The 22432-nt window shown below is 28.9% G+C and carries 24 protein-coding genes; 12 read left to right on the top strand and 12 right to left on the bottom strand.

Annotated features, from left to right (window positions below; translation table 11 throughout):
* Positions 1–199 precede the first annotated feature (199 nt).
* The 11 genes from KGF50_RS12950 to dnaA all read right to left on the bottom strand — a co-directional run bounded on the left by KGF50_RS12950 (position 200) and on the right by dnaA (position 10829).
* Positions 200–973: a SigB/SigF/SigG family RNA polymerase sigma factor gene (locus KGF50_RS12950; RefSeq protein WP_227436593.1), complete on the bottom strand. Its 774-nt coding sequence runs from the start codon at positions 971–973 to the stop codon at positions 200–202.
* The gene (locus KGF50_RS12945) at positions 973–1380 is read right to left on the bottom strand and encodes an ATP-binding protein (RefSeq protein WP_227436592.1); all 408 of its coding nucleotides are present in this window, start codon (positions 1378–1380) and stop codon (positions 973–975) included. Before KGF50_RS12945 ends, KGF50_RS12950 begins: the two co-directional genes overlap by 1 nt.
* A gap of 3 nt (positions 1381–1383) precedes the next feature.
* Entirely contained in the window at positions 1384–1701 is a 318-nt protein-coding gene (locus KGF50_RS12940) for an STAS domain-containing protein (RefSeq protein WP_227436590.1), read from the bottom strand.
* A gap of 11 nt (positions 1702–1712) precedes the next feature.
* A complete protein-coding gene (locus KGF50_RS12935; RefSeq protein ID WP_054272124.1) occupies positions 1713–1973 on the bottom strand; it encodes a hypothetical protein in 261 nt (86 codons plus the stop codon).
* Positions 1973–2269: a YtxH domain-containing protein gene (locus KGF50_RS12930; protein WP_227436588.1), complete on the bottom strand. Its 297-nt coding sequence runs from the start codon at positions 2267–2269 to the stop codon at positions 1973–1975. The genes KGF50_RS12935 and KGF50_RS12930 overlap by 1 nt, the downstream gene beginning before the upstream one ends.
* 68 nt (positions 2270–2337) lie before the next feature.
* A complete protein-coding gene (gene gyrA, locus KGF50_RS12925; protein ID WP_227848428.1) occupies positions 2338–4764 on the bottom strand; it encodes a DNA gyrase subunit A in 2427 nt (808 codons plus the stop codon).
* Between the two features lie 19 nt (positions 4765–4783).
* Positions 4784–6685, bottom strand: a complete 1902-nt coding sequence (gene gyrB / locus KGF50_RS12920) for a DNA topoisomerase (ATP-hydrolyzing) subunit B (protein WP_227848427.1) — start codon at positions 6683–6685, stop codon at positions 4784–4786.
* On the bottom strand, positions 6686–7801 hold the full coding sequence (gene recF, locus KGF50_RS12915) for a DNA replication/repair protein RecF (protein WP_227848426.1): 1116 nt from the start codon (positions 7799–7801) through the stop codon (positions 6686–6688).
* Between the two features lie 16 nt (positions 7802–7817).
* The gene (gene yaaA, locus KGF50_RS12910) at positions 7818–8024 is read right to left on the bottom strand and encodes a S4 domain-containing protein YaaA (RefSeq protein WP_227436580.1); all 207 of its coding nucleotides are present in this window, start codon (positions 8022–8024) and stop codon (positions 7818–7820) included.
* A 137-nt stretch (positions 8025–8161) separates the two neighbouring features.
* Positions 8162–9268 (bottom strand): DNA polymerase III subunit beta, encoded by a 1107-nt coding sequence (gene dnaN / locus KGF50_RS12905; protein ID WP_227848425.1) that lies wholly within the window; start codon positions 9266–9268, stop codon positions 8162–8164.
* Positions 9269–9509: 241 nt separating this feature from the next.
* Positions 9510–10829 (bottom strand): chromosomal replication initiator protein DnaA, encoded by a 1320-nt coding sequence (gene dnaA / locus KGF50_RS12900; protein WP_255654929.1) that lies wholly within the window; start codon positions 10827–10829, stop codon positions 9510–9512.
* A gap of 658 nt (positions 10830–11487) precedes the next feature.
* Here dnaA and rpmH point away from each other — a divergent pair.
* The 12 genes from rpmH to KGF50_RS12840 all read left to right on the top strand — a co-directional run bounded on the left by rpmH (position 11488) and on the right by KGF50_RS12840 (position 21789).
* Entirely contained in the window at positions 11488–11625 is a 138-nt protein-coding gene (gene rpmH / locus KGF50_RS12895; protein ID WP_003420485.1) for a 50S ribosomal protein L34, read from the top strand.
* Positions 11626–11702: 77 nt separating this feature from the next.
* Positions 11703–12047 carry a ribonuclease P protein component gene (gene rnpA / locus KGF50_RS12890; RefSeq protein WP_227828563.1) on the top strand — a complete coding sequence of 115 codons (345 nt, stop codon included), beginning with the start codon at positions 11703–11705 and terminating at the stop codon, positions 12045–12047.
* Between the two features lie 32 nt (positions 12048–12079).
* Positions 12080–12331, top strand: coding sequence for a membrane protein insertion efficiency factor YidD (gene yidD, locus KGF50_RS12885; protein WP_227848424.1), 252 nt, complete (start codon positions 12080–12082; stop codon positions 12329–12331).
* A gap of 31 nt (positions 12332–12362) precedes the next feature.
* Positions 12363–13070 carry a YidC/Oxa1 family membrane protein insertase gene (locus KGF50_RS12880; RefSeq protein WP_227436572.1) on the top strand — a complete coding sequence of 236 codons (708 nt, stop codon included), beginning with the start codon at positions 12363–12365 and terminating at the stop codon, positions 13068–13070.
* Positions 13039–13668, top strand: coding sequence for an RNA-binding cell elongation regulator Jag/EloR (gene jag / locus KGF50_RS12875; RefSeq protein WP_227848423.1), 630 nt, complete (start codon positions 13039–13041; stop codon positions 13666–13668). The genes KGF50_RS12880 and jag overlap by 32 nt, the downstream gene beginning before the upstream one ends.
* Before the next feature lie 109 nt (positions 13669–13777).
* On the top strand, positions 13778–15157 hold the full coding sequence (gene mnmE, locus KGF50_RS12870) for a tRNA uridine-5-carboxymethylaminomethyl(34) synthesis GTPase MnmE (protein ID WP_227848422.1): 1380 nt from the start codon (positions 13778–13780) through the stop codon (positions 15155–15157).
* 122 nt (positions 15158–15279) lie between these two features.
* Complete coding sequence (mnmG, locus tag KGF50_RS12865) at positions 15280–17175, top strand: tRNA uridine-5-carboxymethylaminomethyl(34) synthesis enzyme MnmG (RefSeq protein ID WP_227848421.1); 1896 nt, start codon at positions 15280–15282, stop codon at positions 17173–17175.
* Positions 17168–17887: a 16S rRNA (guanine(527)-N(7))-methyltransferase RsmG gene (gene rsmG / locus KGF50_RS12860; protein ID WP_227848420.1), complete on the top strand. Its 720-nt coding sequence runs from the start codon at positions 17168–17170 to the stop codon at positions 17885–17887. The genes mnmG and rsmG overlap by 8 nt, the downstream gene beginning before the upstream one ends.
* Before the next feature lie 164 nt (positions 17888–18051).
* A complete protein-coding gene (gene noc, locus KGF50_RS12855; RefSeq protein WP_227848419.1) occupies positions 18052–18837 on the top strand; it encodes a nucleoid occlusion protein in 786 nt (261 codons plus the stop codon).
* A gap of 135 nt (positions 18838–18972) precedes the next feature.
* Positions 18973–19746 carry an AAA family ATPase gene (locus KGF50_RS12850; RefSeq protein WP_227848418.1) on the top strand — a complete coding sequence of 258 codons (774 nt, stop codon included), beginning with the start codon at positions 18973–18975 and terminating at the stop codon, positions 19744–19746.
* Between the two features lies 1 nt (position 19747).
* On the top strand, positions 19748–20614 hold the full coding sequence (locus tag KGF50_RS12845; protein ID WP_227848417.1) for a ParB/RepB/Spo0J family partition protein: 867 nt from the start codon (positions 19748–19750) through the stop codon (positions 20612–20614).
* Between the two features lie 32 nt (positions 20615–20646).
* Entirely contained in the window at positions 20647–21789 is a 1143-nt protein-coding gene (locus KGF50_RS12840) for an aminotransferase class V-fold PLP-dependent enzyme (protein WP_227848416.1), read from the top strand.
* Between the two features lie 79 nt (positions 21790–21868).
* Here KGF50_RS12840 and KGF50_RS12835 read toward each other — a convergent pair.
* Positions 21869–22432: GerMN domain-containing protein (locus KGF50_RS12835; protein WP_227848415.1), on the bottom strand; the 564-nt coding region annotated here is incomplete at its 5' end.

Raw genomic sequence — 22432 nt, 5'->3', positions numbered from 1 at the left:
ATCAAACTCTCAAATAAAAGTTTATCAGGCTCAGATACTATTGTTATCAAAATATCTGGCTTTATGGTTTGTTTCTTAATATAAATTAACCTACTGTTTAATTTTCAATGTTCGTATTTTTTTCTTATTCCTTTTTTCAAGGACAAGTAATACTATACCATCATTCAAACAGTAGGTCAATACTTTTTTCATTTATTTTTTAAAAATTTTTTTCATATTCTTTTTTTAGCTTTTCTACAACCTTTTTTTCTAAGCGAGAAACAGTCATTTGAGATATATCTAATTCTTTAGCTATACTAGACTGGGTTTTATCAAAGAAAAATCTATCTTTAAATATTTTTACTTCTAACTCATTTAAAGTTTCAATAAACTTATTAATAAAATCTTCGTACTCTATACTTCCGAAATTACCTTCTTCTTTTCCTATTTTATCAATAAGAGTTATGTCTTTGTCTTCTGAATCATCATTACTTGATGAATCTAAAGACATAGGTTGATAACCATAAGAGGCTTCCATAGCCTCTAATACATCTTCTTCACTAACCCCTATATAGTCAGCAATATCTTTTACCTTTGGATGTTTTTTATTTTCTTGCTCTAGTTTAATTTTAGCATCACTTATCTTTTTGCTTAATTCTTGTATTCTTCTTGGTACTCTAAGTGTCCATACTTTATCTCTAAAATATTTTTTAATTTCTCCTACTATAGTTGGTGTTGCAAAACTGGAGAATTCAAATCCCTTTTCAACATCATATCTATCAATAGCATAAATTAATGCTAATGAAGCGACTTGATATATGTCTTCAAAATCAACACCCTTGTTTATATACTTCTTAGCTAACAACCTTGCTAAATATAGATGTCTTTCAATAAGAATATTCCTGATATCTACGTTTTTATTTGTATTATATAAATTAAATAGTTCTTTTGTATCCATATTTAGGTAATGTGTAGCATTAGCTACATTTTTCATTAAATATCAACTCCTAAATACTTAGTCATTTTTATTTTTGTTCCTTGATTACATTCTGATTCAATATCTACATCATCCATTAAAGTTTTAATTATAAATAATCCAAGACCACTTTCTTTTGGATTCTCTAAATCTGGTGTACTTATTGAGCTAACATCATATCCTTTTCCATTATCTTGAATCTCTATATTAATTGCATCATCTAAGATATTAAATACTATATTGAATACATCATCATTACTGTGTTTTATTGCATTTGTACATGCCTCTGATACTGCTACCTTTATATCTTCTATATCATCTATTGGAAACCCCATTTTATTTGCAATCCCAGATGCTGTTAATCTTATTATACCTACATAATCTGGATTTGTAGTAATTTCCATCTTTATAGTTTCACAAGCCAAAATTTATCCCTCCACTTTAAATATTTTATCTAGACCTGTTATAGTAAAAATTTTCCTAACATTACTCTTAGGATTTACTATGTATATCTCTTTTTCATTTATCTTTAGTTTTTTTAAAACACCTATCATGGCTCCTAAACCTGTAGAGTCTATATAATCTAAATCTTTAAGATTAATCTTTACATCCAACATGTTTCTTTCTATCAAACCATGTAAATGTTCTTTTAACTTATCAGCTGTAGAGACATCAAGTTCTCCATCAATACAAACATTCCAAAACTTATTTTGAGAATCTAAATTTGAATCTATATTCATAGACATGTAAAAACCTCCTATTTTCTCTTAATAATTTTAAATATATTACCTATACTCAATATCTTATTAATTACATAAACTATATCATCTATTCCCTTTGATATTGATGATGCATTTTCAACAATATCTTGTATATGTCTTTCATTGTAATCTACAATCTTATAAGCTTTTTCAACAACTTTATTTAAACTATTTAGAGTTTTAGCTAAATAAATTGCTACTATAAGAGCCGAGCTACCTACTAACACTGCTCCTATCTGCCACCCCCATGCATTCATTAGTTAACATCTCCCTCGTCGTCAAAACTTTTACTTATTACTATATCTTCTTCTGAAATTTTTATATCTTCTTCATTATTATCATCATCTACTAAAGTTATTATTCTCTCTTTAACATCATTAAATGTTTCATGTAGAACTTCTTTTGGGTTTTCTTTCACTTTATCAAACTTATCTTTTGTCTCTTTTCTTAACTCAGAACCTTTTTTTGGTGCAAGAAACATACCAAATATAAAACCTAAAATGGCTCCTATTAATAAAAATCCACCTTTTTTACAACCTCTTTTATTACACATAACAACTACTCCTTTCAATTTTAAATTTTTATCTAAGTACATTATACAAAAAGAATAGGATATTTATCCTATTCTTCTTCAATATTTATTTTAGCAATCGAAACTACATTCACTTCTTCATTAGTCTTCATTAATTTAACACCACTTGTAACCCTTCCAAATAGTGAAATTTCATTAACTCTTATTCTAATAAGAACTCCATCAGAATTTATAATCATTATCTCATCATCTTCATTGACCATCTCTGCACCAACAATTGTACCAGTTTTTTCAGATATGTTATAAGTTTTGATTCCTTTTCCAGCTCTTATTTGGCTTCTATATTCTTCTATATTTGTTCTTTTACCAAAGCCATTTCTGCTGACAACTAATACATCTGTACCTTTACTACAAAGATTCATAGATACAACAAAGTCGTTTTTACTTAAAGTTATACCTTTTACACCCATTGCTGTTCTACCCATATATCTTATATCATTTTCATCAAATCTTATAGACATACCTTCATTAGTTACTAAAAGTACTTCCTGTTTTCCGTCTGTTAGCTCTACTCCAATAAGTTCATCATCATCTCTTAAACCTATAGCAATAAGACCAGATTTATTTATATTTTTAAACTCTTCTCGTTTAGTCTTCTTAACAATACCTTTTTTAGTTGTAAGTAATAAATATTCATTTTCATCATTACCATCTATAGGTATTAAAGTTGCAATCTTTTCATCTGCTGATAATTGAAGTAAGTTTACTATAGCAGTACCTTTTGCTTGTCTCTTACCTTCAGGTATTTCATATGCATTTAATTTAAATACTCTACCCTTATTTGTAAAGAACAGTAATCTACTATGAGTAGTTGTAGTTATCAAATGTCTTACAAAATCCTCTTCTCTAGTTGTAAGTGCCGAGATACCTCTTCCACCTCTTTTTTGACTTCTATAAGTATCAGATGGAAGTCTTTTTATATATCCAAAGTGAGTAAGTGTTATGGCTATTTCCTCATCACTTATAAGATCTCTCATATCTATCTCGCCTTCAGCATGTCTTATTTCTGTTCTTCTTTCATCAGAATAATTTTCTTTTATTATTGTAATTTCATCTTTTATTACATTTAAAAGTAATCTTTCATCAGCCAAAATTTCTTTTAATCTATTTATTTTCTTTATTAAATCTTCATACTCAGCTTCTATCTTGTCTCTTTCTAGACCTGTAAGTCTTTGAAGTCTCATATCTAGTATAGCTTGAGCTTGAATCTCAGTTAGATTGAATTTTTCTATTAAACCTATCTTAGCTTCTTGACCTGTTTTTGAAGCTCTTATCAAGCTTATAACAGCATCTATATTATCTAAAGCAATTTTTAATCCTTCTAAAATATGTGCTCTTGCTTCAGCTTTATTTAATTCAAATTTAGTTCTTCTTGTGACAACATCCTCTTGATGTTTAATATAATGATATAGTATTTGCTTAAGATTTAAAACTCTTGGTTGACCATCTACAAGAGCAAGCATTATTATACTAAATGTGTCTTCCATTTGAGAATGTTTATACAGATTATTTAATACTATATTAGCATTAGCATCTCTCTTTAATTCTATAACAATTCTCATACCATTTCTATTACTTTCGTCTCTTAAATCTGATATACCTTCTATTCTCTTTTCTTTAACTAACTCAGCTATTCTCTCAACTAATTTAGCTTTATTTACTTGATAAGGTATTTCTGTAACTATTATCTGTTGTTTTCCTTTTGGGAGTTCTTCTATAAAAGCTCTAGATCTAACCTTAACTTTACCTCTTCCAGTTCTATATGCCTCTGCTATATTCTCTTTACCCATTATAATTGCAGCTGTAGGAAAATCTGGACCTTGTATAAATTTTATTAAGTCCTCAACACTACAATCTGGATTGTCAATCAAATGTACAGTTGCATCAATTACTTCGGCTAAATTATGTGGAGGTATTGAAGTTGCCATACCAACAGCTATACCATTAGATCCATTTACTAGTAGATTAGGATATCTTGCTGGTAGTACTGAAGGCTCTTTTAACGATTCATCAAAGTTTGGCTTAAAATCTACAGTTTCTTTTTCTATATCTCTTAATAATTCTAATGATAATTTACTCATCTTAGCTTCTGTATAACGCATTGCCGCTGGTGAGTCTCCATCAACAGAACCAAAGTTACCATGACCATCTACTAAAAGTGCTCTAGTTGAAAAGTCTTGAGCCATTCTTACCATTGCAAAATAAACAGCAGTATCTCCATGTGGATGGTACTTACCTAAAACGTCCCCAACAATACGGGCTGACTTTCTATATGGTTTATCTGGTGTTAAGTTTAATTCACTCATTGAGTATAGTATTCTTCTGTGAACTGGCTTTAGACCATCTCTAACATCAGGAAGAGCACGTCCAGCTATAACACTCATCGAATAATCGATATACGATTTTTTCATTTCTTCCGCTATTTCAATAGGGAGTATTTTGTTATTTTCTTCCATGTATACTAATCCCCTTTCTCTATATATCTAAGTTTCTAACAAATCTTGCATTTTCTTCTATAAATTCTTTTCTTGGAGCAACCTTATCACCCATAAGCATTGAAAATACTTCATCTGCAATTGCAGCATCTTCTACAGTTACTTGTAATAAAGTTCTTGTATCAGGATTCATAGTAGTATCCCATAATTGCTCTGCATTCATCTCTCCAAGACCTTTATATCTTTGAAGCTCTGCACCATTTCTTCCAATTTCATCTAATAAAATATTTAATTCTTTATCTGAATAAACATAATGTTCCTTTTTTTGCTTTGTTACTTTATATAAAGGAGGTTGTGCTGCATAAACATATCCCTCATCTATAAGAGGTCTCATGTATCTAAAGAAGAATGTTAATAGTAAAGTTCTTATATGAGCTCCATCTACATCGGCATCGGTCATAATTATGATTTTATGATATCTAGCCTTATCTATATCAAAATCTTCTCCTATACCACAACCATAAGCTGTTATCATATTTTTTATTTCGTCTGAAGATAATATCCTATCTAGTCTTGATTTTTCAACATTAAGTATCTTACCTCTTAATGGAAGTATCGCTTGGCTATTTCTATCTCTACCTTGTTTTGCTGAACCTCCCGCTGAATCTCCTTCGACTAAGAATATTTCACTTTTAGCAGGGTCTTTTTCTGCACAATCTGCTAATTTTCCAGGTAAAGATGTGCTTTCTAAAACACTCTTTCTTCTTGTTAATTCTCTTGCTTTCTTTGCAGCTTCTCTAGCTCTTTGTGCTCTCAAAGCTTTATCAACTATTATTCTAGCTGTTGCTGGATTCTCCTCTAAGAAAGATCCAAGTTCATCAACTGTTACACTATCAACCACACCTCTCATAAAACTATTACCTAGTTTTGTTTTAGTTTGTCCTTCAAATTGAGGTTCTGGTAATTTAACTGATACTACAGCTGTAAGGCCTTCTCTTATATCTTCACCCAGTAAGTTAACATCATTTTCTTTTAAGAATTTATTTCTCTTAGCATAATCATTTACAGTTTTAGTAAGAGCTGCTTTAAATCCACTTAAATGAGCTCCTCCTTCATGTGTATTTATATTATTCGCAAAAGAATATATGTTCTCTGTATAACCATCCGTATATTGCATAGCTAATTCGACAATACAATCATCAACTTTTTTATCTATATAAACTATGTCATCATGTATTCCAGTTCTAGATTTATTTAAATACTTAATATATTCTACTAGACCACCTGTATAGTGAAATTCTTTTCTTTTTTCTTGATTTTCTCTTTTATCTTCAAATACGATTTTTATTCCTTTATTTAAAAAAGAAAGTTCTCTAAGTCTATATTCCAATGTTTCATATTTAAACTCTATTTCATCAAATATAGTAGCATCAGGCATAAATTGAATTATTGTTCCTGTACTTTTAGATTCTCCAACTATCTCAATCTTCGATGTTGGTAGACCTTTTTCATATGTCTGCTTGTATATTTTTCCATTTAAATAAACTTCTGCTATCATCCATTTTGATAATGCATTAACTACAGAAACACCAACTCCATGAAGACCTCCAGATACTTTATATCCTCCGCCTCCAAATTTTCCTCCTGCATGAAGATTAGTTAATACTGTTTCTAAAGTCGATTTTCCAGTCTTAGGATGTGTTTCGACTGGGATACCTCTTCCGTCATCTTTTACTAAAATACTGCCATCTTCATTAATAGATACATATATATTTGAACAATATCCTTGTAAAGCCTCATCTATACTATTATCTACAACTTCATAAACTAAGTGGTGTAAACCTCTTGGGCTTGTACTACCAATATACATACCTGGTCTTTTTCTAACGGCTTCTAATCCCTCTAATACCTGTATCTGACTTGCACCGTATTCTTGTTTCATTTAATTTCCTCCATTCTCTATGCTAATAACATTGCCATTTTCAATATTAAATATTGTAACATCCTTTTCATCAAATATTTTTTTATGTGAAATCTCAGCGCTTGTTATAAACATTTGAACATTGCTTAAATTATTTACTAAAAGTTTTTGTCTTGCTTCATCTAACTCACTAAAAACATCATCTAAAATTAATACTGGATATTCTTCAACCTCATTTTTTATTAATTCTATCTCTGATAGTTTTAATGATATTGAAGCAGTTCTTTGTTGACCTTGTGAACCAAAAAGTCTTGCATCTAAATCATTTATGAATATATTTAAGTCATCTTTGTGTATACCATATCTAGTAGTTCTAGATTCTATATCATTAGGTCTATTTGATGACAACTTGGCTAAAAATTTATTATATACTGTTTCTATAGTATCTTCATCAGTTATATTTATTTGAGTTTTGTATTTGATTGATAATTTTTCAACTCCATTAGTCAAATTCATATGCATATGTTCAGATATATTAGCTATCTTTTTTATAAAGTCTCTGCGTAAAATATAAACATAACTTCCATATTTTGCTAGTGTATCATCATATACATCTAATAAAGCTTCATCAACATGGATGCTTTTTAGCACTCTGCTTCTTTGAGAAAGTATCTTATTGTAATTAGTAAGATAATTATAATATTTAGGAATAATTTGGCTAATCTCTTTATCTATGAAAGTCCTTCTCTCTTTAGGACCCTCTTTAACCAGTCTTAAATCTTCAGGCGAAAATATGACAACATTTAAGTTGCCAAGTAATTCCTGCATTTTTTGCAAAGGGACTTTATTTATTCGTATCCCCTTTTTATCTTTTCCAATAATTAGCTCTATTAGACTATATTTATTATATTTTGAAAAACTTCCTCCAACATATAAATTTTCACTATTAAATCTAACCATTTCTCTATCTTTGTTGGTTCTAAATGATTTGCCAAAAGAAAGCATATAAATAGATTCTACTATATTTGTCTTTCCTTGACCATTTTTTCCAACAAGAAGATTCACTTTTCCATTAAATTCCAGATGCAACTTTTCATAATTTCTAAAATTAACAAGCTGCAAACTTTTAAGTTTCACAAAAAGTTCTCCTTTTTTACAATACTTTTATTTTAGTTCCTTCTATCTCAACTATATCTCCTGATTTTATCTTTTTTCCTCTTCTTAATTCTATTTCATCATTTACTGTCACTAAACCTTCTTGAATTAAAAATTTTGCATGACCTCCAGTTGATGCAATCTCTGCTAATTTTAGGAATTGATCTAACTTTATATAGTCTGATTCTATAGTTATTTCAGTCATAAGAGTTCCTCCTTGCCATTATTTTAGGTAAATAGGTATTAATACACTAAAAGTATATTATACCATAAAAATACTTGCAAAAGGAGTTGCCTAAGATTAGAAAAATTTTTCTACAAAAGACAACTCCTTAATGTCTGCTATATATTAGATGATATTCTTACTGGAAGCAACAAGTAAATATAATTAATATCATCTGTTGGTTTAATTATACAAGGATTTACATTTGTAGTAAATTCTATAAATATTTCCTCATTATCTATGTTTTTCAATCCCTCAATAAAATATCGAGAGTTAAAGGCTATATCTAAATAATCTCCATCTAAATCTATTTCAACTTCTTCATATACATTTCCTTTTTCTGTATTAGAAGTAATTGCCATTACTTTATCCCTTATAGATAACTTTATAAGATTATTTTTTTCTGATTGAGACAATAAAGATGCTCTTTCTATACTGTTTAAAAGTTCTTTAGTATTTAATTTCACTCTGCTATTATGCTCTCTTGGCAACAATTTTTTATAATCAATAAAATCTCCTTCAAGTAATCTTGTAATAATTTTTGTATCATTAATTATAAAAATAGCATTTTTTTCGTTAAATCCAACTTTAACATTATCTTCTCCAGAAAGCAAGCTATTTACATCTATAAGTGTCTTTCCTGGAATTATTACTTTTATATTTTCAGTTAAACTATCAACTGAGCAGCTTTTTACAGCCAATCTATATCCATCAATTGCTACTAAATTTAAATTTTTATCTACAATTTCTAGAAGTTCTCCCATTAAAACAGGTTTTGTTTGGTCTTGTGAAATAGCAAATACAGTTTGTTTAATCATATTTTTTAGGAGTTCTTGAGGTATGCTATATAAATCGTCTTCATTTAATTCTGGTAGCTTAGGAAATTCTTTAGCTGCGTATCCTTTAATTTTAAATCTTGAATTTACACAATTTATGTAAATATTATTTTCTGAATCTGTCTCTATCTCAACAAAAGAATCTGGTAATTTTCTAATTATATCTCCAAATAATCTTGCATCTACGACAACATCACCTTTTTCTATAATCTCTGCTTGTACATAAGTCTCTATTCCTATCTCTGCATCGTATCCAGTAAGTTTTAATTGACCTTCTTCTGTGGATATAAGTATACCCTTTAATAGTTCTATAGTTGTTTTTCCATTAATAGCTTTTTGAGCAATCCCGATTCTATTTGCTAGGATTTTTTGATTACAAATTATTTTCAATGTGGATAACCTCCTCTGGCTTTTTATATAAAAAAATAAGTTAAAATCATAGTAGTAATAGTAGTAGGTGTTGTTGATAATGTTAATAAGTATATGTAACATTATAAATACAAAGATATCAACATGTGTATAAGATGTTGATATCTTTGTTATTTTAGACTTAATTATTTGTTAATAAATTTTAAGATAAAAAAATATAAACAAGTTATTCAATAGATATAAACAGACAATTGTGTATAAATTATCCCTTTAAATCTGATATAATTTTGTCTATTTTAGTCTTAATTTCTTCACTTTCTTCTATGTCTTTAGATACTTTGTCATGAGCATGGATTACTGTTGTATGATCTCTTCCTCCAAACTCTTCGCCTATTTTAGGAAGAGATAAATCAGTAAGTTCGCGCGTTAAATACATAGCTATTTGTCTTGGATAAGCTATTGAACGAGTTCTTTTTTTAGAATTAAAATCTTCCATTTTTAAATTAAATACAGAAGAAACTTTTTCTTTTATTCTAAGCACATTGATTTCTTCATTTTTAGAAGTTGTTATAATATCTTTTAAAGCTTCTGTAGCAAGATCAAAAGATATCACTCTATTACTAAGAGAAGAGTAAGCAACTACTCTAGTTAGGGCACCTTCTAGTTCCCTTATATTTGACTTAATATTTTTTGCTATATATGACATAACTTCATTTGGCACTTCTATACGTTCTAGTTGAGCCTTTTTTCTAAGTATAGCAATTCTTGTTTCAAAGTCTGGTGCCTGAATATCAGTTATAAGCCCCATTTCGAATCTCGATCTTAATCTATCTTCTAGTGTAGGTATATCTTTTGGTGGTCTATCACTAGAGATAATTATCTGTTTATTTGCCTCATGAAGAGTATTAAATGTATGGAAAAACTCTTCTTGAGTTCTTTCTTTCCCAGCTATAAATTGAATATCATCAATTAATAAGACATCTACGTTTCTATATTTATTTCTAAATTCTTCATTTTTATCATCTTTTATAGAGTTTATAAGTTCATTAGTAAATTTTTCTGAAGAAACATAAACAACTTTTGAATCCTTTTTTTGGCTGACGATGTGATGTCCAATAGCGTGCATTAAATGCGTTTTACCTAAGCCAACCCCTCCATACAAAAAAAGTGGATTGTAAGCTTTAGCAGGAGATTCAGCAACTGCAACACATGCAGCATGAGCAAATCTATTGCTATTACCAATAACGAACGTATCAAATGTGTATTTTGGATTCAGGTTAGGGTAAAGTACTCTATAATTTAAATCTGTACTATCAGAATTTAGGTCAGCAACTTCTTTTTCGCTCAATACAAATTTAATATTATACTTTTTTAATGACAGTTGATTTATAGCATCTTCAATTAAATGCAAATATCTATTTTCTAGAATATCTTTATTAAAATCACTAGGAGCTAGTAGTATCAAGTCATTAAGATGTATTTTTAATGGTACGATGTTTTTAAAAAAGGTATTAAAACTTACTGAAGTTAAGTCACCTTTTATTAATTGTAGGGTTTTGTCCCATAAAGAAACTATATCCATAATATAAACCTCCGAACAGAATAATTAATATTTTCCACAAAGTTATTAACAGAAAAGCAAAAATATATATAAATTTTACAGAATAACTAAATTTATGGATAATGGTGTTGATAAATTAATAATAGTATAAATTATTAAAAAAATATGAAAAGATATAAACAATATGTAGATAAAGTTATAAATAACATAAACATACAATAAATGGTGATTATAACTAGAGTATTGTCAGTAATCTTAAAAGTTATACACAAAAGTATCCACAAGCTGTGAATAATTTCTAATAAGTTGATAATATTTATGCACATTATCAACAAGTATATTTATAATATCAAAATATATGTCAAACTTCAATGATTTGTAACTAATTTATCCACAATATTAACTAATTGTTGATAAAAATATAAACATGTTAAATTTGCTTTATTTGTGTATATAATTGAAAAAAATAATTTAGAATAAAATTAAATAGATTTTTACTAGTATTTTCAATAAAAAAAATACATAATATATATATGGTAGATTTTGTGATGCAAGCATACCAAAAACTCGTTGACAACGATAGTAAAAGTATTTATAATTATATGTGTTATGTTTACTTTGAGGGTAAAGTTATTATTTTTATAAACGGAAAATGAAATCTGAAAGGCGGTGCAAAATAATGAGTAAAAGAACTTATCAACCAAAAAAGAGACAAAGAAGTAAAGAACATGGTTTCAGAAAAAGAATGAAGACGTCTAACGGAAGAAACGTGTTAAAAAGAAGAAGAGCTAAAGGAAGAAATAGATTAACTCATTAATTACAAAAGGGCCGCTGCAAAGGTGGCCTTTTTGTGTAAATAATTACAATGCATAGCTGTGTTTATGGAGGTTAACTATGGACTTTAATAGGACAAAAGGGTTAAAAAAAGACTCTGATTTTAGAAAAGTATATAAACACGGCAAATCTTTTGCAAACAGATATTTAGTAATATATATACTTAAAAATAAATCAGATTATAGTAGAATAGGTATTTCTGTTTCAAAGAAAGTAGGAAAAGCTATCACTAGAAATAGAGTAAGAAGGTTAATAAAAGAAGCCTACAGATTAAATATTGATGAAAAAATTAAGCCTGGATATGATATAGTATTTATAGCAAGAGTATCTAGTAAAGATGCTAGTTTTAAAGATATAGACAAGTCTATAAAAAATTTAGTAAAAAGAACGGATATTTCTCTTTAAATTGTATGTTATAAATATGGAGGTTAATAACTTTGAATAAAATAATTTATATATTAAAGGAAATAAGTAAGTATTTATCGAATTTATGTATTTATTTAGTAAAATTTTATCAAAAGTATATATCTCCTTTAAAGGGACCTACTTGTAGATTCTATCCAACTTGCTCACAATATTCAATAGAGGCGTTTAAAAAATATGGATTTGTAAAAGGTATGTACTTAACGATAAGAAGACTTCTAAAATGTCATCCTTTTCATCCAGGAGGTTACGACCCTCTAAAATAAAAGAGAGTAACTATTAGGAGGTATAAAAAAATTGAATATAATAGGAAATTTCTTAGGATTAATTCTTAAGGTAATATTTGAATTTGTTAACCATTATGGTATTTCTATAATAATTTTTACTATACTTGTAAAGATTATTTTACTACCATTAACAGTTAAACAGACTAAGTCAACAAAAGCAATGCAAGATATACAACCTCGTATAAAAGAGATACAAGAAAAATATAAAAATAAGCCAGAAAAACAAAATGAAGAAATTGTTAAGTTATATGGAGAAGCTAAAATTAATCCACTATCTGGTTGTTTACCTTTATTAATACAGTTTCCTATATTAATAGGATTATTTAGCGTTTTAAGAGAGCCAGTTGCTCATGGCGTTTTTGCAAATCAAGCTGCATTTATGGCGGCTGACAATGGGTTTTTATGGATAAAAAGTTTAACAGCACCAGATTATGTATTAGCAGTATTTTCAGGAGCAAGTGCATATGTAATGCAAAAAGTAATGACTCCAAAGGACCAACTACAAGGCTCTATGAAAGTAATGACATATGTAATGGCAGGGATGTCTTTCTATTGGGGATTTATATTCCCAGCAGGACTTACATTGTACTGGACAGTAAGTAACTTATTCTCAATAGCTCAGTATTACTTAATAATGAATCCTTTAAAAGCTAAGCTGGCTGCTAACTCTAAGGAGGAAAAAGTTAATGAGAAAAAGCCTAAAATTAATAAAAAGTAAAAGTAAAGAAGAAGCTATAAATAAGGCTATAGCAGAGTTAAATTTAAAAGTAGAGGATATAGAGGTAGAAATACTAGAAAATCCAAGCAAGGGGTTTTTAGGTTTTATAGGTGCTAAAGATGGTACCTATGAAATTTTTGTTATTGAAAAGGAACTAGATGTAGCTAAAAATTTTATAGAGGTAATGTTGAAAAATGCAAATGTTGATGCCAAAGTCAATGTATCTCAAAAAGATAATTTAATCATGGTTGATATTGAAGGCAAAGAAGCTGCAAGTTTAATTGGTAGAAGAGGGGAAACTTTAGATTCTATTCAATTTTTAACTGGATTAGCTCTTAATAAAATAAATAAAGATTCTCATACAAGAGTACTTGTAGATATAGAAAACTATAGATCAAAAAGAGAAGAGTCTTTAATAAGATATGCTAATAAAGTTGCTAGAGAAGTAGCGAAAACAAGAAAAACTAAAAAATTAGATTATATGAATCCATATGAGAGAAGAATAATACATTCAGCTCTTCAAAATGACAAATATGTAATTACATATAGTGAAGGAACCGATCCATATAGAAGATTAGTAATTGAGTGTAAAAGATAAAATCAACCTCCTAAACATTAGGGGGTTTTATTTTTTAATCTTATTAAATCATTGCAATTGGTCAAAAATAAATCTATATGTAAAAATTATAAATTAAGAGGTGATAAATTTGTTTATAGATGATACAATAGCGGCTATAGCTACAGCACCTGGAGAAGGTGGTATAGGTATACTGAGAATAAGTGGAGAAAAAGCTTTAAAAGTTGCAGAAGAAATCTTTAAGTCCATGTCAGGAAAGAGTATTAAAGATTATAATAAAAGAACATTAATATATGGAAATATTGTAGATAATGAAAATGTAATAGATGAAGTATTATTGGCATATATGAAAGGTCCAAATTCATATACAGGAGAAGATGTTATAGAAATAAATTGCCATGGTGGATTTATTTCAGTAAAGAAAATTTTAGAACTAATATTATCTAAAGATGTTAGATTGGCAGAAGCTGGGGAGTTTACTAAAAGAGCATTTTTAAATGGAAGAATAGATTTGTCTCAAGCAGAAGCAGTAATAGATGTTATAAAGGCAAAAACTGATATAGCTCATGAAGTTGCCCAAAACCAACTAGAGGGTTCTCTATCAAAGAAGATAAGAGACTTAAGAGATAAAGTTACTGAGATACTGGCACATGTAGAAGTTGCTATAGATTATCCTGAAGAAGATATTGAACATATAACATATCAAACGCTTAAGGATAAAACTGGTGAGCTTAAAAAAGAAATTAAAAAATTATATGATACAGCTGAAAGCGGGAAAATACTTAGAGAAGGCTTGAAAACAGTAATTGTTGGTAAACCAAATGTAGGAAAATCTTCACTGCTTAACTCTATTTTGGGAGAAAATAGAGCTATAGTTACAGACATACCAGGAACTACTAGAGATGTCATAGAGGAATTTGTGAATATAAAAGGTATACCTCTTAAGATAGTTGACACAGCAGGTATAAGAGATACTGATGATATAGTTGAAAAAATAGGAGTTGAGAAATCCAAAGAATCATTTACAAGTGCTGATTTAATTATAATGGTTTTAGATGCATCAAGAAAGTTGTCAGAGGAAGATATAGAAATATTAAAGGAGCTTAAAGATAAACAAACAATAGTACTATTAAATAAAAATGACTTAAAACAAGAGATTGAAGAAGAAAAAATACTTAAATATGTAGAAAATAATAGTATAATAAGAATATCAGCTTTACAGCAAGAAGGAATAGAAGCGTTGCAAGACAAGATAGAGTCTATGGTATATAAAGGAAGTATCAAAAATAATTCTAGCTTAGTAGTAACTAACTCTAGACATAAAGATGCACTTGGTAAGGCATATAAATCTGCAACAGATGCTTTAATTGCTCTAGAACAAAGTATGCCATTTGATTTTGTAGAAGTCGATTTAAAAAATATATGGGACTACCTTGGATATATTAATGGCGATACAGTAACAGAGGATTTACTAGATAATATATTCCATAACTTCTGTATAGGAAAATAGGATGTAAAATGCAAAAGGAAAGAAGATATAAAAGCAATAAATTTCATTTTTTATTATAGAAATTATAGATATTTTATAGTGTTTCTCATGAAACATTAATATTAAAAAGAAAGGAATTATAAATGATAAAGTTTGAAGCAGGAAAATATGATGTTATAGTAGTTGGAGCAGGTCATGCGGGATGTGAAGCTGCTTTAGCTACTGCAAGAATGGGATATAAAACTTTGATAATAACAATGTCTTTAGATTCTATTGCATTAATGCCTTGCAATCCATCAATTGGTGGAACGGGTAAAGGTCAATTAGTAAAAGAGATAGATGCTTTAGGTGGTCAAATGGGACTAAATATAGACAAGACATATATACAAAGTAGGATGTTAAATACTGCTAAAGGACCAGCAGTTCATTCTTTAAGAGCCCAAGCAGATAAATTTAAATACCATGAAGAAATGAAAAAAACATTAGAAAATGAGCCAAACCTTGATATAGCTATGGATGAAGTTGTAGAAATATTACATGAAGGAAATGTTGTGATAGGTGTTGGAACTAAATTAGGATGTTCATTTAAATCTAAAGCTGTAATATTAGCTACTGGAGTTTATTTAAATTCAAAAATATATATGGGTGAGGTAGCATTTTACGAAGGGCCTAATGCACTAGGATATGCAAAATACCTTACAGATAGTTTAGTTGAATTAGGTCTTAGAATGAGAAGATTTAAAACAGGAACACCAGCAAGAGTCCATAGAGATAGTATAGATTTCTCTGTAATGTCTCTACAAGAAGGTGATGAAAAAGTAACTCCTTTCTCCTTTATGAATGAAAACATAGAGAAAGAGCAAGAACCTTGTTATTTAACAAGAACTACTGAAGATACTCAAAGAGTTATACTAGATAATTTAAAAAGATCTGCTATGTATAGTGGCGTGATAGAAAGTACTGGACCAAGATATTGTCCTTCTATAGAAGATAAAGTAGTAAGATTTAGCGATAAAACCTCACATCAATTGTTTATAGAGCCAGAGGGGCTGAATACTAAAGAAATGTATATTCAAGGTATATCAACTAGTTTACCTTTTGAAGTTCAATTAGATATGTATAAAACTATAAAGGGGCTTGAAAACTGTAAGATAATGAGACCTGCATATGCTATAGAATATGATTGTGTTGACCCAACACAATTGAAAATAAGTTTAGAAATAAAAGGTGTTGAAAACTTATTTAGTGCAGGACAATTTAATGGAACTTCTGGATATGAAGAAGCAGCAGCTCAAGGGCTTATGGCTGGTATAAATGCTGTCAGAAAGATAGAAGGAAAAGAACCTTTTGTATTAGATCGATCAGAGGCATATATAGGTGTATTATTAGATGACCTTGTTACTAAAGGAACTAATGAACCTTATAGAATGATGACATCAAGAGCAGAATATAGATTGTATTTAAGACAAGATAATGCTGATATGAGATTAACTCAAAAAGGTTACGAATTAGGGTTAGTTAAAAAAGATAGATATGAAAGATTCATAAATAAAAAAGATGCTGTTGAAAAAGAATTTGAAAGATTAAAGAGTGAAAGGGTTACACCAAAGGAAGTAAATAGTTTACTAGAAGAAAAAGGTGCAACACCAATAAAAGTTGGAATATCATTGTATGAGTTTTTAAAAAGACCAGAAGTATCCTATGAATTGCTTGAAGAAATAGGAAAAGATGCTGGTGAAGATGTTTCAAGAGAAGTTAAAGAACAATGTGTAATAATGACTAAGTATGAAGGCTATATAGACAAGCAATTGAAACAAATAGACCAATTTAAAAAGCTTGAGAATAAAAAATTAGATGAAAAAATAAATTATTCCTCAATAGAAGGACTTAGACTAGAAGCAAGACAAAAGCTAGATGATATAAAACCTATTTCAATAGGTCAAGCTTCTCGTATATCAGGTGTTTCTCCAGCTGATATATCAGTCTTACTTATACACCTAGAGCAAGTGAGAAGAACTAGAGGTGGAAAAAGTGAATAATATAGAACTTCTAAAAAATGGAATTGAAAATTTTAATATAGATACAAATGATAATATGTTACAAAAATTTAAAATGTATAGAGATATATTAGTTGATTGGAATCAAAAAATGAACCTTACGGGAATAGAGGACGAAAAAGAAGTGTATATAAAACACTTTCTAGACTCTATTTCAGCTGTAAAAAATGGATATATAAAAAATGGTATGTCCATAATAGATGTTGGTACAGGTGCTGGTTTTCCAGGTATACCACTAAGAATATGTTTAGACGAATTAGAATTAACTTTATTGGACTCCTTAAATAAAAGAATAAGCTTTCTAGAAGAAGTTGGTAGAGCACTAGAACTAGATGGAATTACATTTATACATGGAAGAGCTGAAGATTTTGGAAAAGATGAAAAGTACAGAGAAAAGTATGATATTGCTACAGCAAGAGCTGTAGCTGGATTACCAATTCTTATGGAATTTTGTGTACCATTTGTAAAAGTAGGAGGATATTTTATTTGTTTAAAAGGTCCAAATGCTAATCTAGAATTAGAGGAATCAAAAAAGGCTATAGATACTTTAGGATTAGAGTTTGTTGAAAAAATAGATGTAGAATTACCAGAAATGGATTTAAATCATAATATATTAGTGTTTAAAAAGATACATGAAACACCAGTTAAATACCCTAGAAAAGCTGGTAAGCCAGCTAAAAATCCTATTAAATAATCAAGCTATTAATTAGTAGGCAACCTTAATTATTTCCTGAGAAATAATTAAGGTTGCCTCAAAATAAACAAAAATAAAGGAATTATTAAAGTAGATGCAGAAATAAAATTGTATGTACATATAGAGAACAAAAATATTTATATCTAAAATAAGAGAGGTATGTTATGGAAGATAAAAGAGTTATGGAGATACCTATAGAAGATATAGTTCCAAATCCATACCAACCAAGAAAAATATTTTCACAAGTTTCATTGGAGGAATTGAGTAATTCTATAAAGGTATATGGTATAATTCAACCTATAACAGTTAGAGCAAAAGATGGTAAATATGAACTAATTGCTGGAGAAAGAAGATTAAGAGCAGCCAAATTAGCAGAGCTTAAAACTGTACCAGCAATTATAAATAATATGAACGATGAATCTTCTGCTGTTCTAGCGTTATTAGAAAATTTGCAACGAGAAGACTTAAATTTTATTGAAGAAGCAATTGGCTATGAAAACTTAATAAAAGAACATGCTTTTACTCAACAGCAATTAGCAGAAAAATTAGGCAAAAATCAATCTACTGTAGCAAACAAGCTTAGAATATTAAAGCTTCCAAACGATATAAAAATGAATCTAATAGAGAATAATTTAACAGAAAGACATGCTAGAGCATTCCTTAAATTACCAAGTGAAGATTTAATGAAAAGTGTACTAGAAAAGGTCATAAAGAATGAATTGACTGTTAAAAAAACAGAAAAACTGATACAAGATATACTAGAAGAAATTGAAATTCAAGAAGAGCCTGATAAAAAACAGAATATAAAGGGTGCTATGAGTATAAGAATTTACATAAATACTATAAAGCAAGCCTTTGATGCTATATCAAATACAGGAATTGATGCTAAGTATAATGAAATAGATAAGGGAGATTATATGGAAGTTGTTGTAAAAATCCCTAAAAAATAGAGATTACTGCTTACCAGTAATCTTTTTTTTTAAAACAAGCCTTGTAATATAAATTGATTTATAGACATTATTTATAATTATAAAAGCAACTAGTCAATATTTAAAATTAATTTAATTCTTAAAGGGGGGAACATCATGGGCAAAGTTATAGCTATATTTAATCAAAAGGGTGGAGTCGGAAAAACTACAACAAATGTAAATTTAAGTGCCAGTTTAGGAACCTTAGGAAAAAAGATATTAGTATTAGATTTGGACCCTCAAGGAAATACAACTAGTGGATATGGTATTGATAAAAATGAAGTGGAAAATACAATCTATGAGATTATGTTAGATGGTTTGCATATTAAAGAAGCAATAATAAAAACAGAGTTTGAAAATGTAGATGTAGTTCCATCAGCTACGGAACTAGCAGGTGCAGAGATAGAGCTTGCGTCTATAAGTAATAGAGAGTATATTTTAAAAAATTCCATAAAAACAGTAAAGGATGAATACGACTATATATTTTTGGATTGCCCACCTTCACTTGGAATGCTTACAATAAATTGTCTAACAGCTGTAGATAGTGTTTTAATTCCTATACAATGTGAATATTATGCCCTAGAAGGCGTAAGCCAATTAATGGAAACTATAAAATTAGTAAAATCAAGGTTAAATACAGATATAGAAATTCAAGGTGTTGTTTTAAGTATGTTTGATGGAAGAGCTAATCTATCAATACAAGTAGTTGAAGAAGTCAAAAAGTACTTTAAAGGAAGCGTATATACAACTCTAATTCCAAGGAATGTAAGGCTTGCAGAAGCTCCTAGTCATGGTAAACCAGCAATTTATTATGATAAAAGATGTAGAGGGTCTGTAGCTTATTTGGAACTAGCAGAAGAATTTATAGATTTAGAAGAGGAGGAGTGGTAGTATGGAGAATAAGTCTAAAAGAAGTAATAGATTGGGTCGAGGCCTTAGTGCATTGATACCTGAAATTAAAGGAGAAACTTCAGATAAAGAGATAGTTAGTATAGATATAGACAAAATATATCCAAACGAAGTTCAGCCAAGAAAGCAATTTGATGAAGAAAAAATAAAAGTGTTATCTGAGTCTATAAAAAATTATGGTGTACTACAACCAATAGTAGTTAAAATGGATGAAAATAATAAGTACATGATAATAGCTGGTGAAAGAAGATTTAGAGCATCAAAACTTGCAAATAAAAGTCAAATACCTGCTATAATTAAAGATATAGAGATGAAAGATATAATGGAGATAGCTTTAATTGAAAACTTACAGAGGGAAGATTTAAATTCAATAGAAGAAGCACTAGCATATAAAAGTTTAATAGAACATTATAATGTAACTCAAGAAGAAATATCAGAAGCTGTTGGTAAAAGTAGACCTCATATAACTAATACCTTGAGACTTTTAAATCTAGGACAAGATGTTATAGATATGATAGATAATGGTAAAATAACGGCAGGTCATGGAAAAGCTCTGTTAAGAATTGTAGATAAAAAATTACAACTACAAATCGCAAAAAAGATAGAAGAAGAAGAACTCTCTGTAAGAGAGGTTGAAAATATTGCAAAAAAAATATCTGAAAATAAAGAAGAAGATATGCCAAAGAAGTCTAAGCCTAAAGATGTATTTATTTTAGATGTAGAAGATAAACTTAGAAATATTTTTGGAACTAAAGTAAATATTTCTAAAGGTAAGAAAAAAGGTAAAATAGAGATAGAATACTATAATGACGATGATTTAAACAGTATTGTATCAATGCTTCTTGAATAACACACAAATATAAAATAGAGAGGACGATTAATATGATTTATCTAGACAATGCTGCAACTACATATCCAAAACCAGAAAGAGTTTATGATGCTGTTTTAGATTGTATGAAAAACTATTGTGCAAATCCAGGAAGAGCAGGGCATAAGCTTGCTATGAGAGCTGCTAGAGAAATTTATGACACAAGAGAAAATGTAGCTAAGTTATTTAATGTAAGTAATCCTATGAATATAGTATTTACGTCTAATGCAACAGACTCTTTGAATTTAGCAATAAAAGGTGTATTACAAAAAGGAGATCATGTAATAACAACATCTATGGAACATAATTCAGTAATAAGACCCATAAAAGCACTTGAGCAAAAAGGAGTCGAGAATACTGTAGTAAAATGTGATGATGAAGGTTTCTTAGATTATGAAGAGTTAGAAAAATCAATAAAGGATAACACTAAGTTGATTGTAACTACACATGCATCTAATGTGTGTGGAACATTAATAGATATAAAAAAAGTTGGTGAAATAGCTAAGAAACATAATATAATATTCTTGGTAGATGCATCACAAACAGCAGGTGTTTATGATATAGATGTAAATAAATGTAATATAGACATGTTGGCGATGCCAGGTCATAAATGTTTATTTGGACCTCAAGGAACAGGTATCTTATATGTAAGAGAAGGCCTAAATTTGAATATATTAAAAGAGGGTGGGACAGGTAGTAAATCAGAAGAAATGGTTCAACCAGAACTGTTCCCAGATAAATACGAGTCAGGAACTCATAATACTCCAGGTATAGCAGGACTTAATCAAGGTGTATTATTTATATTTGAAAGAGGAATCAACAATATAAGACAACATGAAGAAGAATTATGTCAATATATGCTAAATAAGTTAGAAGAAGTACCAGATATAAAGATATATGGGCCAAAAGACAGTAAAAAAAGAGCTTCAGTAATAGCTATAAACATAGGGAATATGGATTCTGGAGAAGTTACTTTTTTATTAGATAGTGAATATAATATAGCAACTAGATCAGGAATACATTGTTCTCCATTAGCTCATACTACTTTAGGTACGTTAAAACAAGGTGCGGTAAGATTCAGTATAGGATACTTTAATACTAAAGATGAAATAGATAAAGCAATAGATGCGTTGAAGAAAATTTCAAAAAATAAATAGTATGCATCACAACATAAAAATAGTGTCAACTTTATAGAGAGTTGACACTATTTTTTGTAACTTAATATAATTTAAAAACTTACTTTAAATAATCTCCATCTTCAAGAACTATATGACCACTTTCATAGTTAGCGCCATCAACAGTAAGCTTTATTTGTTCAACATTCATGTTCTTTATGTAAGTACGTGCAACTGAATCAAGCATTAAAGTTTCTGCATCACTACCTAAGTTTGATTTTGTAAAATCAGAGTTAACATCTAATATACCAGTTTTTACACCATCAATATCTTTTGTAGTAAATGAATTTAGTTTTGCAGATTCTGGAATTACCTTAAGCTTTTGAAGCTCAGCAAATAAAGTGTTTTCATCAATTTTTTCTAAATTAACCTTATTTTCAATTAAATCTGTTTTATCTACATCAAAAGAGTAAATAACAGTAGACTCTGTCTTCTTTTCTTCCTTTGGAGTTGAGGCAGATTTTTTATTAGGAACTTCTTTTTCAGCATTATTTTCTTTATTGTTTTCTTCTTTTGGTTGCTCAACATTTGTATTATTTTTAGTTTCTTTTTTAGTTGATTCATTTTGAGCATTGCTACATCCAACTGCCAATATAGATATAGATAATATACTTAACACTAACAT

The sequence above is a fragment of the Clostridioides sp. ZZV15-6598 genome (assembly GCF_020657705.1).
Taxonomy (GTDB): Bacteria; Bacillota; Clostridia; order Peptostreptococcales; family Peptostreptococcaceae; genus Clostridioides; species Clostridioides difficile_F.
Note: the sequence above shows the minus strand (reverse complement) of the source record. Positions and strands in the feature narration are given on the sequence as shown.

What these genes read in the sequence shown, in the direction of transcription:
- rpmH (WP_003420485.1), top strand. Translation starts at nt 11,488, where the DNA reads ATGAGTAAAAGAACTTATCAACCAAAAAAGAGACAAAGAAGTAAAGAA.
- noc (WP_227848419.1), top strand. Translation starts at nt 18,052, where the DNA reads ATGGAAGATAAAAGAGTTATGGAGATACCTATAGAAGATATAGTTCCA.
- gyrA (WP_227848428.1), bottom strand. Translation starts at nt 4,764, where the DNA reads ATGGAAGAAAATAACAAAATACTCCCTATTGAAATAGCGGAAGAAATG.
- KGF50_RS12850 (WP_227848418.1), top strand. Translation starts at nt 18,973, where the DNA reads ATGGGCAAAGTTATAGCTATATTTAATCAAAAGGGTGGAGTCGGAAAA.
- KGF50_RS12935 (WP_054272124.1), bottom strand. Translation starts at nt 1,973, where the DNA reads ATGAATGCATGGGGGTGGCAGATAGGAGCAGTGTTAGTAGGTAGCTCG.
- rnpA (WP_227828563.1), top strand. Translation starts at nt 11,703, where the DNA reads ATGGACTTTAATAGGACAAAAGGGTTAAAAAAAGACTCTGATTTTAGA.
- gyrB (WP_227848427.1), bottom strand. Translation starts at nt 6,685, where the DNA reads ATGAAACAAGAATACGGTGCAAGTCAGATACAGGTATTAGAGGGATTA.
- KGF50_RS12940 (WP_227436590.1), bottom strand. Translation starts at nt 1,701, where the DNA reads ATGTCTATGAATATAGATTCAAATTTAGATTCTCAAAATAAGTTTTGG.
- KGF50_RS12930 (WP_227436588.1), bottom strand. Translation starts at nt 2,269, where the DNA reads ATGTGTAATAAAAGAGGTTGTAAAAAAGGTGGATTTTTATTAATAGGA.
- mnmG (WP_227848421.1), top strand. Translation starts at nt 15,280, where the DNA reads ATGATAAAGTTTGAAGCAGGAAAATATGATGTTATAGTAGTTGGAGCA.
- dnaA (WP_255654929.1), bottom strand. Translation starts at nt 10,829, where the DNA reads ATGGATATAGTTTCTTTATGGGACAAAACCCTACAATTAATAAAAGGT.
- KGF50_RS12845 (WP_227848417.1), top strand. Translation starts at nt 19,748, where the DNA reads ATGGAGAATAAGTCTAAAAGAAGTAATAGATTGGGTCGAGGCCTTAGT.
- KGF50_RS12840 (WP_227848416.1), top strand. Translation starts at nt 20,647, where the DNA reads ATGATTTATCTAGACAATGCTGCAACTACATATCCAAAACCAGAAAGA.
- jag (WP_227848423.1), top strand. Translation starts at nt 13,039, where the DNA reads ATGAGAAAAAGCCTAAAATTAATAAAAAGTAAAAGTAAAGAAGAAGCT.
- KGF50_RS12950 (WP_227436593.1), bottom strand. Translation starts at nt 973, where the DNA reads ATGAAAAATGTAGCTAATGCTACACATTACCTAAATATGGATACAAAA.
- yaaA (WP_227436580.1), bottom strand. Translation starts at nt 8,024, where the DNA reads ATGACTGAAATAACTATAGAATCAGACTATATAAAGTTAGATCAATTC.